At 47.1% G+C, this 14,725-nt stretch carries 12 protein-coding genes; 2 read left to right on the top strand and 10 right to left on the bottom strand.

All coding sequences use genetic code 11. The features are described 5' to 3' along the window. Window positions 1–160 precede the first annotated feature (160 nt). Window positions 161–1,192: a hypothetical protein gene (locus tag R3B84_16390; protein MEZ6142141.1), complete on the bottom strand. Its 1,032-nt coding sequence runs from the start codon at window positions 1,190–1,192 to the stop codon at window positions 161–163. A 147-nt stretch (window positions 1,193–1,339) separates the two neighbouring features. Further along, window positions 1,340–1,543, bottom strand: a complete 204-nt coding sequence (locus R3B84_16385; protein ID MEZ6142140.1) for a hypothetical protein — start codon at window positions 1,541–1,543, stop codon at window positions 1,340–1,342. A gap of 92 nt (window positions 1,544–1,635) precedes the next feature. Between R3B84_16385 and R3B84_16380 the strand changes: the two genes are divergently transcribed. Together R3B84_16380 and R3B84_16375 are read left to right on the top strand one after the other, a co-directional pair. Beyond that, window positions 1,636–1,893 carry a hypothetical protein gene (locus tag R3B84_16380; GenBank protein MEZ6142139.1) on the top strand — a complete coding sequence of 86 codons (258 nt, stop codon included), beginning with the start codon at window positions 1,636–1,638 and terminating at the stop codon, window positions 1,891–1,893. Between the two features lie 319 nt (window positions 1,894–2,212). Next, window positions 2,213–3,961, top strand: coding sequence for a tetratricopeptide repeat protein (locus R3B84_16375; protein MEZ6142138.1), 1,749 nt, complete (start codon window positions 2,213–2,215; stop codon window positions 3,959–3,961). 16 nt (window positions 3,962–3,977) lie between these two features. Here R3B84_16375 and R3B84_16370 read toward each other — a convergent pair whose 3' ends face one another. From R3B84_16370 to R3B84_16335, 8 genes are all read right to left on the bottom strand, one after another. Further along, on the bottom strand, window positions 3,978–4,535 hold the full coding sequence (locus R3B84_16370) for a 3'-5' exonuclease (protein ID MEZ6142137.1): 558 nt from the start codon (window positions 4,533–4,535) through the stop codon (window positions 3,978–3,980). Between the two features lie 35 nt (window positions 4,536–4,570). Then, window positions 4,571–6,040, bottom strand: a complete 1,470-nt coding sequence (locus tag R3B84_16365; protein MEZ6142136.1) for a sulfatase — start codon at window positions 6,038–6,040, stop codon at window positions 4,571–4,573. 471 nt (window positions 6,041–6,511) lie between these two features. Next, window positions 6,512–6,820 (bottom strand): hypothetical protein, encoded by a 309-nt coding sequence (locus R3B84_16360; protein ID MEZ6142135.1) that lies wholly within the window; start codon window positions 6,818–6,820, stop codon window positions 6,512–6,514. A gap of 13 nt (window positions 6,821–6,833) precedes the next feature. Further along, the gene (locus tag R3B84_16355; protein MEZ6142134.1) at window positions 6,834–7,259 is read right to left on the bottom strand and encodes a hypothetical protein; all 426 of its coding nucleotides are present in this window, start codon (window positions 7,257–7,259) and stop codon (window positions 6,834–6,836) included. Between the two features lie 124 nt (window positions 7,260–7,383). Further along, window positions 7,384–7,680: a hypothetical protein gene (locus R3B84_16350; protein ID MEZ6142133.1), complete on the bottom strand. Its 297-nt coding sequence runs from the start codon at window positions 7,678–7,680 to the stop codon at window positions 7,384–7,386. Between the two features lie 295 nt (window positions 7,681–7,975). After that, window positions 7,976–9,520 (bottom strand): hypothetical protein, encoded by a 1,545-nt coding sequence (locus tag R3B84_16345; protein MEZ6142132.1) that lies wholly within the window; start codon window positions 9,518–9,520, stop codon window positions 7,976–7,978. A 195-nt stretch (window positions 9,521–9,715) separates the two neighbouring features. Beyond that, window positions 9,716–13,585 (bottom strand): amidohydrolase family protein, encoded by a 3,870-nt coding sequence (locus tag R3B84_16340; GenBank protein ID MEZ6142131.1) that lies wholly within the window; start codon window positions 13,583–13,585, stop codon window positions 9,716–9,718. Between the two features lie 136 nt (window positions 13,586–13,721). After that, on the bottom strand, window positions 13,722–14,453 hold the full coding sequence (locus tag R3B84_16335) for an NUDIX hydrolase (GenBank protein MEZ6142130.1): 732 nt from the start codon (window positions 14,451–14,453) through the stop codon (window positions 13,722–13,724). Window positions 14,454–14,725: the final 272 nt, after the last annotated feature.

Raw genomic sequence — 14,725 nt, 5'->3', positions numbered from 1 at the left:
CAATTACAATTTGTCCCGACAAATTTGTGTCGATCCAAATATGGCGTTCAGCCAGTAAGTTACTTTATTGTTAATTAGAGCTCTTGCTTCAACGAACCAATCGCATTTATTATTGAATTACTTAACATAAAATTCTAGTTTGTAATAATTAAATTGAAAATTAATTGCTCATATTGATCAATTCGAGAGCTCTTCTTGCGGAATGGGCATCAAATGCAGCGACGTTTCCATCACCTGATGCCTTTACAGCGTTCAATACAGGTATTGATGCTTTCGCTAGTGGGCCATATGCGGCTAGTTCATCAATCGCAGATTGTCTAACATATGCTGAATCGTTTGCTGCGAGTTTAATCAGTAATGGTATAGATTTTTTTCCTTCAGGGTCAATGTGTATCAGGCGAGGTTCGTAAAGTCCAAATGAACTTTCTCGAGAAATATATCCAATGATATCACGAATAAACATCTTACCTTTCATTCCGAGACGTGGAAGAATTTCGAAGAAAGACTGAGCACGTATTATTTTGTAGGAAGGTTTGGAAAGTGCTTTTCGTAATGCAGCAACGATCTTTTGCTGATGCGAGTCAAAATGATCAGGTAACCGCTCGACAATCCAGTTTGCTTCAGAGTTTCCAGCAAACTTTGTCAGCATTAGGTGAAGTAACTCTGGCACGAATTCATCTCGTAAATTTACGTGTAAACTTAAAATCACCCACAGAGCCGCGCTTGCCATACCAAAATGTGAATTAGTTAAATTTTCATGACAAATGGCAATTACTTGACTGGGTATCGGGTGTGGATATAACCACGCAAGTGCCGAAATTGCTGTTATTCTAAAGTCGATGTAAAGTGTCTTGTTATTTACGAATGGCGTTAATGCTCTTAACGCAATCGCTCGCTCTGATTTAGGTATCGCTTGGTTTTTCAGTCGTTCGATTATTGGGTCACACCAACGTGTTCCCTGTTCTTTCAAACAATCAGTCATTCTTTTCATTGTTCGTGGGTCACTACACTCTGCAAGAGCTAGTTTTGCTGAACATGAAACATTTAACGCCCTTGTGACCTCATCCTCATCTTCTAGTACTTTGGGTTGTTCTAAAAAATTCTCAAGCAATATTTCCAGTGAATAAGTTTTACTTATTTCAATTGCTTTAGAAAAATCCATTTGAGCAGTAATTTCTTGTGTTTTTGCCATACAGTTGCTCAATCGTATGATAATTGAAAGTAATTCATCGCTACTTTTAAAATATATAATTCTCAAAGAAATCAATCTAATTGCGCTACTTCTTCCCCTTCTGGTACGTGGGGTTTGCCTTTTCCGGCACCGGTGCGTCGATTTTTGTCACCACGTCAGCAACAATTCATCCCGAATCTCAGGCTTGTCGGCTGCCAGATTGTGGTGTTCTCTCATATCGTCGCCAAGATGAAAAAGTTCTAATGAATTGTTGGTGGTGTGTTTCTCATAGCCTCCATCCAGCACCCATTCTTCGTGGTAAAGGTGCAGTTTCCAGTCCACCTTACGGATCACGCTCAACGGACGAGCCATATTCCTAAACCCTCTGGGCTGATGGACTTACGCACCATGGCAATCAGTCGCCTGATGCTGGACAACTTCCCCACATTAAGGCATATTGGGTGATGCTGGGTATCCAGACTGCCCAGGTTGCCCAAAGTTACGGTGCGGACGACCTTGATGGCACGGTGGTGCACGAAAAAATCTACCACGAAGCGGGCAGCGATTCCCCACAGGAGATGACGGTGGAAGACCTGAAACGCTTAATCGTGGAAGCAGGCCGCGTGCCAGTAGAACGTGATACGCTGTACCACGAAGTGATTCGCAGTGAAAAAGAAACGAATTGGAAGAAGGGCCTGCCACTGATGGTACTGAATAATTAAGTTACCAGAGCTTTTCTTATGGCCCTGAATTCTCACGCTGCCAGCCCTGTCAAGCACGTTCTCCTGTCCGAATCACTGTGAGTGGTTCCGTTTCACTTTGGCATCGCAAATAGCAAAACGTTCCACGTGGAACGCTGACAATCGTTTGAATATCACGCTAAGGTGCGTGGTTTTTGTGAATTTGTACAAAATTTCGTCTCAGAAGGTGTCCGCAATTCACAAAAGCGGTGCTTTTTCTGGTAATCTGGGAAAAGTGGCCATTTTCGCCGCACTCGCACGCCAGATTTGGGCTTCAAAACATCGATTGAGGATGCACCAAATGAAAAAAACACTGATGAGTTTCTTCGTAGGGGCGATTTTCTTACTAAGTGCCACACCACAACCGGTGCGGGCAATCGATCCAGTGACCACCTACTGCCTGATTTTTCTGGGTGAGCATATCCTGGGTGAAGGACTGAATGAACTGTACGACCGTGTTACTGGTAAACCTGATATTCGTGAGATTGATCGCCGTTTAAAAATGCTGGAAGAGAATGGGGCACTTCGCAGCGAAATGCAGGCAGAAATCCGCAAGTTACGCACCAGCATTAATGATAAGGTGTCGAAAGCAGAATTCTTAGAAAAAATTAATGAACTCAAAGATTCTTTAGGTGATATTTACCGCCGAATTATTGCTTTGGAAAAGCGGGTGGAATTGCAGGAAGTGCAAATTGAGGACCTGACCAACAAAACGCTGAATTCCACCAAGGCGAGTTATTTTCTGGCACGTGGGGATAAGTTTGCAGCGAAAAAAGATACCCACCGTGCTTTGGCAAACTACGCACTGGCGATTGAAAAGGATGAAAAGCTGGTCGAGGCCTATGTGCAGCGTGCGAAGGTTTTTCAGGCGATGAAGGCCGACGAAGTGGCAATGTACGATTATTCGAAGGCACTTGCGATCGACCCGGACTTGTATGAAGCTCGCTACGAGCGGGGCATTTATTACGCCAAAACCAGCAAGTTCAAAAATGCCATTGAAGACCTGAACGTGGTGCTGAAAACAGATCCTGTATCCAGCAGACCACTCTTTTATCGTGGTCTTAGTTATCTGGCGATCAATCAGAACGATATGGCGATTGCCGATTTTCAGGCTCGTTTGAAAGTTGTTCCGAATGATGCACCCAGCTACAACAACATTGGCGTTGCAATTCAGAACAAAGAAAACCACCCACTTGCATTGCAATACTTTACCAAAGCATTAGATAACGAGAAAAAAGGCATTTATTTTGCCAATCGCAGTAAGTCTTATTACCACACTGGGGAGTATCAAAAATCGGCGGCTGACTGCGAAAAAGCAATTTCGATGAACGCTGTTTCTGTTGCCGCACTCGAAGCAGGTGGGCAGTCTTACTTCTGGCTGAAGCAATACGATAAAGCTATCCCACTGTTGACCAAAGCCATTGAAGGTGGGGCACGCAAACGAGAACTATACGAGAAACGTGGCGAATGTTACTACATCAAAGAGCAGGCCCGCGATTGCATCAACGATATGACCACCGCAATTAACATGGGCAGTGATGCCTGGTGGGTCTACCGCGATCGAGGTGTGTCTTACTTTGATCTGAAAGACAATACCGCCGCGATCCGAGATTTAACCACCGTCATCAATAAAAAACCAGAAAACAAAGCACTGGCAAGTGCCTACTGGATTCGTGGAATTGCCAATTCCCGCAATGGAAACCGTCCCGCGTATCGTGAAGATCTGAGAAAAGCACTGGAGCTCAATGCCGACTACCAGAAAGACTTAAAGTTCGGTGATGTACTGGTGGTGAACAATACCAAGCAGACAATAGTAATTGATGTAGACTTCTGGGTGTATTCAAACGGCGAAAAAGAAACATTCACTTTGCCATATGAATATACAATTGCTCCCGGTAAATCGACATACCTTCTTTACAAAGACAACTATATCACCGCGACTAAGTTTCAGGCGTATGTAAAAACGGACAATGGCAAAAAACTTTATTATTGGAACTACAAAAAAGGCGTCGACCTGGAAGTGGAAGTAAACACTGGCGACCTGCCATAGTCTAATCCTGTTAATTCTAGACGGATATGTCGCCTGATGACTCAAGCGAAGGCAGTACCAGAGCCGCCAACTTTGCAATATTTCGAGCATCATCGATGCCACGGTGGTGGGTACCTTCTAATGGCAACCCGGCATGAGCCAACGCCCGTTCCATCCCGCACACTTTGACGCTCATCAGCCGAGCAAATTCTTTCTTGAGATTGATGTGTCGTTCGAATGACGGCGGAAACGTCAATCCATGTCGACGGCAATCAATGCGGAATTGACTGAGATCATACCCACCCCAGGAGCACAAGTAGAATGGTTCTTCGCCGATCCACTCTAAGAATTCGGTGAAGACAGCCCAGAAACCATCAGCGGCATCTACATCGTTCTGTTCGATGCTTGTCAGTTGGCGGCAGAACTCACTCAATTCTCGCTCGACTACAGGACAGACAAACCGATTGAATTCCCGGGCTGGTGGCTCGTCGGCTGCCAGCAGTTCCACAGCACCGATTTCGATTATTTCCATGCGGTCAAAATCCCGAACATTCTCCCAACAAGTGGCTTCCAGGTCCACAATGATGTAACGCATCAGGTGTCTTCTCTACTTTCAGAACAATTCCAGCTTTATTGAATCTTACTCACGCCCCACTTGGTGGGGCCTGCGTGCAGCAATTTGCGAAGTTCCAGCAACTGTTTTTCGAATTGTGGGTCTTTTGCCAGGTTTTTGTTTTCACCAGGATCGTTTTTGAGATCGTACAGTTCGTACTCTACAAAATCCTTTCCACGTGCGGTCCATTCTACCAGCCGAAACTGATCTGTGCGGATTGCACGCCCCATACCCGCACCCTGCCCCGGAATCTGGCGTGGGTACAAGTGAAAGGCCGCTTGCTTCCATGGCTGCGTGGGATTTTTCACCAGCGGCAGGAAACTGGTTCCTTCCAGATCATCTCGCTTGGGCAAGCCGCAAGCCTCCACCAGGCTGGGGTAAATGTCGACAAACTCCACCAGAGCATTACTTTTCGCTGATTTCTGACCGGGTATCGAAATAATCAGTGGGGTGCGTGTCGCCTCTTCATAATTGGCATGCTTGCACCACATGCCGTGTTCGCCCAGAAACCAACCATGGTCTCCCAGCAGCACCACGATGGTTTTGTCGCGTAACTTTAACCGATCCAGTTCGGCCAGCAATCGCCCCACCTGGGCATCCATGTAACTGACTGCGGCACGATAGCCGTGGATCATGTGCCGTGCCTGCTCGTCCGAAAGTGGGCCTTTCGCGGGAATATTGTGGTACGCACGCAACTCACCAGAAGTGTGAGGAGCGTATTTGGGTGCACCTTCAGGTGCCTGCGGATTTTTTGCCAGTTCAATGCTTGCAGGATCATACAGATCCCAGTACTTTTTCGGTGCAACGAACGGTAAGTGCGGATTCAGAAAGCCCACTGCCAGAAAAAATGGCTTGTCCTGCACCTCATTCATGATTTTGATGGCATTCGTGGCGATGCTGCCATCTGCAAGCTGGTCGTCGGCCACATCGGGTGCCTCGTAAGGCAGCCCACGAACCTTCAGATCGCTGCGTTTGACACCCGGGTTCTTCGCCATGGCATCCTGCACCAGCTTATTGAGAAGTTTTTGCCCATCCGGTCCGAACCGTGGGGCCTGCTTCCAGTTGCGATTGGCCGACCAGGAGGTGGGATCGTCTGTATTGCCGTGGCCCACGTGAAAGATTTTGCCCACCCGTTCGGTGTAATATCCCTGTTCTTTGAAATATTGTGGCAACGTCACAATGTTGGGGTGCTTTTTGCGAAGATTGGTGGGCAGGTCGTAGATCTGCAGTGTATCGAGCCTGCGGCTGGACAATATTGATACACGCGACGGATTGCAGACCGCCTGCTGGCAGTAAGCCCGTGAAAATGCCGTCCCACGATTGGCCAGTGCATCGATGTTGGGCGACTTCACTGGTGCACCAAAACAGCCCAGTTCCGGTCGCAGATCGTCTGCCATGATAAACAGCACGTTATATTTCTGCGGCTCCGCACCAGGTAACTGCGGTACCACAGCCAGCAAGGCAGATAGTATCCAGAATTGTTTCATCACAAACACCTACATCCAGGGAGAAGAATGATCCTTCATGATTGAGTACATTCGGAAGAATCTGTTCATTACCAACGCACGAACGCTAATTATATATATCCAAATGACAGGCTCAATTGAGCGACAATTTTGCACATTTTTGCGAAATGGTGGAAAAAAGCTGGTTTCGGCGAATAGATGATATGTAAAGCAATTGAAAGTGGGCCCATCGATTGCGTTCAAAGAAATGTACTGTGTCTCTCAATAGCTCCACTGCCCACAGTAAAATCTTCTGGATCTGCTTTTGGCAATCCAGGTGCAGGTTCACCTGAGGGGGTGCGGGGACTATTTTTCGGGCTCGTTCCCGCACTACCCCCTGGATTGATCGAACCGTTTCCGGCTTGCGTTGATGGCAGGAGCTTGCCTGCCCAGGATGCCATGCATGTGCGATATGAAATAGCAGTGAAAGTAAGTTGCTGTGCAAATTCACAGCTAGAAATCTTCGTGGCAGGACCATTCGAAATCATCTTCGGTCAAACCAGTTGAGGGAGTGTGTTCACGAGCTTCAGACACGAAGCGTAATAGAAGATCGTCAGTTGCTTCTTCTATCGTCTCACCTAACCCTGATAAGTATTCTGGTTCTCTAGTATGAAGATTTCGTACAGCAATGTTAGCAGTTGCAATTAAATTGTTAGGATTTCTTTCAAACACCTTTACTTTTATCTTAGCGAATGGAAACGAATCATCTAACCAAACGCTAAATTCAGCAACTAGTCGATCAATTCTTCTGACGCCATCCATTCAACACTCCGATTTACTGTTTACTAAATGAAATGATATTTCCTTCAGCATCAATATCAATATATTTTCCATTTTTCTTGTATCGCGTAACTCCAGGGGTTGCACCATCGACACAGCTCTTAGTAGCTCCCTTAAGATTCTGTGCAAAACCTTCTGCCTTTCTCAAATACTGTTGTATATCGGAAGCACCAACTTCATCACCATGCCTTAAAAAGTGATCTTTGAGCGAAGCTTCTGCTGATTCATATGAACCTTTCCCCCATTTACCAGTCTGTATGCGCGTGGTCCCTGGTAAAGAATTGCTTCCGCCAGGTGGAGTGGGCTCTGCTGGCTTTACTGGCTCTACTGGCTTTGGTGATGGGAGAGGGTTTTCACCAGTACCTGCTTTCGGTGGGGCACCAGTGCCGACGGTAACACCTTCGGGATCTGCTTTTGGCAACCCTGGGGAAGGTTCGCCAGCAGGTGTCGGTGTGGTACTACTTTTCGGACTCGTTCCCGCACTGATAATCGTACTCGGACATGAACAGTGCGTTTAAAAGTTTTTAACTATTGTGAAGACGCAACTAATTTCCAATTCCGACGCTCCAAAGATGCTTTGTTTGTGCAATTCTAGGTAGTATTATGCGATCTATTTCTTCGTGTGTATATAGACTAAGTCCAAAACATTCACTTCCTTCTATCACGCGGACTTCACCAAGTGGCAGATGGAATGCTTCACAAAAGTAACGATCTACAACAAGAGCCAAGCCATCATTTGTTCCAAGAAAGCTGCGAATCTCATCAATTAACTTACAAATGGTAGTCTCATTAACTGCCATTTTTCTGAGCCGAATTATTAAATTTTGATCTGGTTTAATCATCTTTGTCTTCTTATAGAACTACTAGTTAACTATTTTATGAACACTACTTCAATAATTGTTTCATCACAAACACCTACATCCAGGGAGAAGAAAATCCTTCACGATTGAGTACATTCGGAAGAATCTGTGCGCTACCAACGCACGAACGGTAATTATATATCCAAATGACAGGCTGAATTGAGCGACTATTTTGCACATTTTTACGAAATGGCGGAAAAAGCTGGTTTCGGCGAATAGATGTCATGTAAAGCAATTGAAAGTGGGACATTAAAATGCTGAAAATCTCTAATAGAATTTATTTCTGAAAAGGTTTGGGTACCCACGGTATCCGTACAAAGGTGGATCGAAAAATCTTCATTTCAGGATTGATAATATTCTGGTTTGGTTCTTCCAGTTCAACTTGCAGCATCTGAATCAGTGCATCATTCACACCGGGGGAATAAAGGATGTATCCTTCAAACCAAAGCTGGTAACGAAGTTGCTTGCCATTGTATGCATCAAGTAATTTCTCTGGGGGAAGCTTTAATTCTGCAAGAGTATCGGGATAATTTCCAGTACGGGCATTGCATTCAGCAAGTGCAAACGCAATTTCAATATTCCGTGCCTGCATCTTACAGCGATGTGCAGCATCGTCTACCTTGCTGAATGCAGGTAAAAACAACTTCAACAGCATGTCTGCAACTGCTTCAGAACGTGATTCGATCCCAAGAAAGAAGGAACTCATGCGGTCCTGATGAGCCTGTCGCAGTAAGACAATAAATGAATCGCACCATTTATGTTTTTCTTCATAATCCTGGAGATCAGTAATCTGCTCCAGTTTGTCATAGGTTGTATTGATTTTGCGTAAAATCACATCGAAATCAATTGATCGTGAAAGCATTCTGGGAAATAGTTTCAGATCAAATTGATCAGTTCCTGCAAGAAAACCTTCCACATAAAATTCCTGGACAATATCAAGCATCACACAACGTTCGGAGCGATTCATTATCGTTGCCGTAGAAGCAGGTGCTGGAAGTCGCTGAAACATTTCTGTTTTGGCATGGATTTGTTCGGCATTCCAATCAGTATGTGTGAGCAGTATCTGATAGCTCTCGAGTGCAGTATTCTCGATGGCAATACCTACCAATTGTTCAACGAGGCAACTAGGATTGGTTTGCAATAGCCTACCCAGGCGTTGAATCGCATAAATATCCCGCCAGGCATCTTCAAACCGCAATTCTGCGATTGCATTCATTGCTCTGGCCTGCAGAACAAGTCCTGCTCCGCGTGTCCTTTGGCTGAATGCCAACAGTGCATTCATCAGGCTGACGTGCTTGCCGGGTACTTTATGGTTAACTAGTGGATTAAAAAACTTTGGCCGGCGAATTGCATCTGCAATCATTTGAAGCGCGGGCTGACTAGCTTTCAGATATTCAGCTACTTCGGGATAATCTTCTGCTGCCCAGGGTTGACCGCACTCTTCTGGCAATTTGTTTAAAGTTTTATTCGGGTTAACAGGATCAGGAATGGTAAAGTGCGTCAGAGTTGTGTCGTTTTCTTCTGGCTCGGCGATTTCCAACCACTGATAGTAATCCGGCGGCACCGTCGATCCTTCAGGTTTTGGGCCGATTGCCTGCACTAACAGAACCATTGCATTTTCTTCAGGCTTGATATCCCCCTTCAACATTTCATTCACAAATGTTTCGTAATCCAGATAGCCCAATTCATCTACCGGCGTGGTAAGGCGGGTCGTCTCGTAACTGATAGTCCGCTTGTAACGTGCAGGCCAGAAATACCACAGAGCAAATAGCACGACAAAAACGGCAAGGATTTGCCACTTATACCGAAATATTTTCTTCATTGTCAGAAATTTGTGCAAAATTTAATAACGCTTATCCTACTAACACAGCTTATTCAGGAGATTCCAAAAATTTCAGAATGAAGATTTTAATAGTCCAGAACTTTCAGCATTTGCTACATTGAAAATGGATATTTACAGACATTCTGTGAAAAGATACTGGTTCATCTTCGCCACAATGTTTCTGCTGATAAGTGATCAGCGGTTTTTCTGATTGAGATATTCTTCCAGTCGGCGGGTGTATTTCTCGTACAGCTCGGTGTGTTTACTGGTGGGTGGTAGTGGCTTGCCATTGATGAACAACCCAATCACCTGCGTGCTGGGTTGGAGAATATCGCCATTGGTCAGAACCAGGTTGGCCATTTTGCCGGTTTCTATCGAACCCAGGCGATCGGCAACTCCCAGAATGGTGGCGGGATTGATCGTGATTGCCTGTAACGCCACTTCAGGTGGTAAGCCGTAGGATACTGCCATCGCTGTTTCGTACGGCAGGTTCCGTGTGTTGGTGCCGCCACTGCTGCGGATACAGAACATTACGCCCGCTTTATGCAGTTTTGCCGCATTGGCATAAGGTGCATCAAAGGGATCGTATGGTCGGCGTGGCAGGGTCATCACCGGGCCAATGATCACTGGAACGTCCTGTTTTTTCAGTTCATCAGCCACTTTCCAGGCATCGGTGCCCCCACTGAGGATCATTTTGAAGGGCATTTCTTTCGCCAGTGCCAGTGCCTCGCGAATATCATTTTCACGATCTGCGGTGACAATCACTGGTTTCTGACCAGTAATGTAGGGCAGCATCGCTTCCAGTTGTGGATCGGTGGGGTATTTCTGGTCGGCCTGCCGGGCACTCTGGTAGCGTTTTGCTGCCGCAAAGAGTGCTTTCAGCTTGCGAATTTTTTCCTGCCGAATCTTTTTGGCCACTGCCATCCCCACCGAAGGGGTGGAAGGATCCGACATCGGAAAGCTGAACTCTGATGGATAGTCGATGTGCAGTGCGAGGCGACCTTCCACCACCATTTCTTTGGGAACCCAGCCTTCCAGATTGATCAGTGCGGCCTGGCCAGATACCACCGGACCTGCGGGACGGGTGACCACGGTCAGCACACCGTTGGCGCGGGTAACGGGGATAATTTCCGAATCCGGATTGATGCCTGTCGCGGCCTGAATATCAGGTTGAAAATCCCCGCTTTCCGCAAAATCCTGTGTTTCCTTTGCCGAGCCGATCTCGGTCAGGCCAATAATCGTGCCTGCGTCGATCATCCCTGGGTAAAGTCGATAGCCTTTCGCTTCCAGCACCGTGGCGTTGTTCTGTGGCAGTTTGGTGCCAATTTCATCGATTTTCCCTGCCACAATCCGCACATCGGTGGTGATTGGCTTGGCACCCGGATTGTGCAGTTCGACATTTTTCAGCAGGTAAGAGCCCGATTTTGGCAGTTCCGGAAACTTGGCCAGCGTGGGTTTGGTGGGGCTGATTGCTGCCGGAGCAAACGGAACCAGCTTTTCTGCATTCTGAAAATAAACTTCCCCCTCTACCAGTGTCATTTCACAGCGACTGAAGCCGTTGAGTGGGTGGCCGTTGAATATGGCCAGGTCGGCATCTTTGCCCACCTCGATGCTGCCAATCCGTTTTTCCAGCCCCAGTTGTTTCGCTGCGTTGTACGTGATTGTCTTGAGAGCTTCCTCTTCGGTCATGCTGCCATACTTGATCAGTTTGGCTGCCTCCTGATACATGTGGCGGACCAGTTCCGAGCTGTCTGATTTCAGGCAGACATCCACGCCAGCCCGGTGCAGCATCGCGGTGGCGAACGGAATTGCATCAAATGCCTCGATTTTATACGCCCACCAATCGGAAAAGAGCGAGCAACTGGCCCCATGTTCGGCGATTTCCGGTGCCACCTTGTAGCCTTCCAGAACGTGCTGCAACGACTGGATTTTGATGCCAAATCGGTCTGCCACCCGCAACAGCATGATGATTTCATCCGAACGGTAACAGTGGCAGTGAACCTTGATTTTTCCTTCAAGAATATCGCTCAGCGCTTCCAGCCGTAAGTCCTTGCGTGGCTTGGGTAAGCGTCCTTTCGCATCCTCATAGTCCTTCCATTGCTGCTGATATTGCTGGGCTTCGGTAAAGGCACGCACCAGCACCGCTTCGACACCCAGGCGGGTGTTGGGAAATCGGCCTTCGGATCGCTTCACATTTTCGCCCAGAGCAAATTTTACCCCTTGTGGGGCATCTTCGATGAGCAGTTCATTGGCAGATCGCTGGTATTTCAGCTTGATCACGGCATCCTGGCCACCAATCACGTTGGCACTGCCATGAAGCAGCCGTGCGGCTGTGACCCCACCTGCGAGGCTGCGATAGATCGCAATTTCATCGGAATTGATGACATCCTTGACCCGCACTTCGGGTACCACCGATAATGAAAATTCATTCACCCCACCCGCAATGCTGAAGTGGGCGTGGGTATCAATGATGCCAGGCATCACAAACATCCCTTTCGCATCAATCACAGTGGCACCCGCAACAGTTTTGTTACTGGTGGGGGCGATATCCACGATTTTGCCTTTCTGGACAAAAATATCCACATTCTTCAACGTGGCAGGTTTCGCTGCCGTAAGTACTGTGGCATTCCGGATGATCACATTTCCACCCGTTTTGATTTTGGGGGTGCGGTCTACATCCAGTTCGGTGGGAAGTTGCTTTGTTTCTTTGACTTCTTTCTTTGGTTCTTCTTTTTTGGGCTCTACGGGGTCTTTTTTCCTGGGTTCTGGCTTTTTGTCATCAGAAACTTCGTATTCGGTGTAGTTCCCACCCACGAACACCCCACGCACCTTGTGGTCTTTTTCGAACCATTTGCCATCCATTAGAACCAGGTCTGCGGTGAAACCGGGTGCGATCTGACCATAAGACTTTTCCAAGCCAAGTAGCTGTGCGGGAGTTTGGGTAAGACTTTGTAATACATCTTTTGGTTCCGCACCTGCTTTCACCAGTTTTTGCAGATTTTCCACCCAGCGATTCTGGGTTTTTTCACCACTGATGCCATCCGTTGAAAGTGCCACGGGCACACCTTTTGCCACCAGTTTTTGATACCCAGCGATTGTTTCCTGTAGTTCATCCTTCTGCTGCTGTGCCGCACGTTCTGGCAGGTTAGGTTGCTCTAAGATCTTATCTGGATAGGGGATACGTAAAATAACCGGAATTTTCTTCTCTGCAAGAAAGCCAGCAAGTTTCCAGGCATCTTTCCCACCCAGAATGATTGGACGAAGACGAAATTCGTCTGCAAATCGCACCGCTCGTTCGATTTCGTCGCGGCTGTCAGCATCAAAAATCACCACCTGCTTCATTCCCAGCGGTGGTAGCAGTGCGTCTAACAATGGGTTAAACTTGGGCCGATTGTTACCCACGGATTGCTCGGCGTAGTACAGGGCATCGTACATTTTCTGCCGACAGTGGGCAAAAACACCCATCAAGGCACGTGGATAATCAGACCCAGGAATCGTGCTGAAGGAAACAACCATTGCGGTTTTCGGCTGAAGTAATGCCTGCCGTGGCGTACCTTCAACCAGTTGCGTCAGGCACGCCTGCCCGCTGATGAAACCACCCGTTGGGATGGTCATCTGTTTGGTGATCCCCACTTCACGCCATGGTGCGATCTCTTTTTCGTCATGCAGCAGAAACTGGCTGGTTTCAAATTCTGGTGTTAGTCCTTTGGCATGATCTGCCTTAGTTGCCACCAGCACCGATTCTTCCGTATTTGGTGGGCTTTCGGCAGCAATCATATTTTTGCGAGCTTCTACAGAAAAGCCCCGCGTCGTCGCCAGATCGGTGAAACCGGCGTACAAATGCATTCCTTTGCCATCAATCACCGTGGCACCAGGCGGGATTTCGATGCCTTTTTCCTGTACGGCAATAATTTTGTCGTTTTTAATCACCACCGTAGCAGTGAGTAAGTTTGTCGCACTGTCGACATGCACCGTGGCATTCTGGATCACATAATATTGATCCGCAGCAAAAATTAATTGTGAAGAAGAGAGGAAAAATATTACGGAAACGAAAAATCGTAACATCAGGTGCCCTGCGATGAAAGAACTTACATAATTTACCAGAAGGAGAGGGCTGATAAAAGGAATAATCGTCAGAATAAGAAGTTTTCAGCAATTCGAAGCGCGCTTCAGGAAAACAAGAAGGTAGCTGTGCGTAGATTTATTCCACTACATCGCCGGCATCTGCTGCTTCTTTGCGAGCTTTATCAATGGCACTCTTGAAATCAGGCCATTCGAGAATCGTCCGCACCGCACCGCTCATTTTCGAGCGGGATCGTTTCGGTCCAGGTGGCTTCAAATCGAGAATATCTTGCGGGAAGTGCCATTCTACCGCATCGGTATCCTGTGTGGGAACTGCCACACCTTCCTGGTAGACCAGCAAATGGTAAGTGGGCACGGTCATCCACCAGACCCGTACCCGCCGACGCACCAGTTCGTCGAATACATCGTATCTGTAGGTTTTGTACAGTTCTGGGTCAATCCAGGCTTCGACGGCGGCATCATCCAGCAGTTTGGCAGCACCCAGGCTCATTTTGTGGGAACTGCGTCGTTCCAGGTCTTCCCCACGTGGGGAACCAAAACCGATTGGTTCGTTGTAAGGGCGACCCGGTTTCAGTTCAAAAATAGTTTGAGATTTTGCTTGTTTGGCAACCACCCCGCCGGTTTCTTCAGAAACTTCCCGCAGAGCCCCTTCGAGTGAAGATTCCCCTTCGTCCAGGCCACCTTTGGGAAAATGCCAACCCTGATAAGCGAAGTCGGAATAGGCCATTAACAGTCGACCACGAGCTTCAACAACTACCCCACCAGACACGTAACGTGCACTTGGCGTGGTACCTGAGTTGAGATGCTCGATAGCCTCTGCGATCCGATCTGTAAGTTCTGCAACTGTCACTGGTCCGTCAATGCCTTATGTTCGCAAAGTTATATGATGAACGCCCGAGAAAAAAAGAGGACGAACACTTTTTTCCGATTCCGGGTTCTCACGGCAGGTAACCAACTACGGTTGATGATTACTTTAGGTAGTATCGACGCACGTGGGCGAAAAAAACTTTGAATAATTAATTTGTTATATAGCAATATTGCGATTAATGAACAGGATTCGCATTTTCTCATTAATTCCTCATTTATCGTCAGAGTTTGAACTTTTTTGCGTTGGGAGAATTA

This window comes from Zavarzinella sp., assembly GCA_041399155.1.
Lineage (GTDB): Bacteria > Planctomycetota > Planctomycetia > Gemmatales > Gemmataceae > JAWKTI01.
The sequence above is the reverse complement of the archived record's forward strand: the minus strand, read 5'-3'. Positions and strand labels throughout refer to the sequence as shown.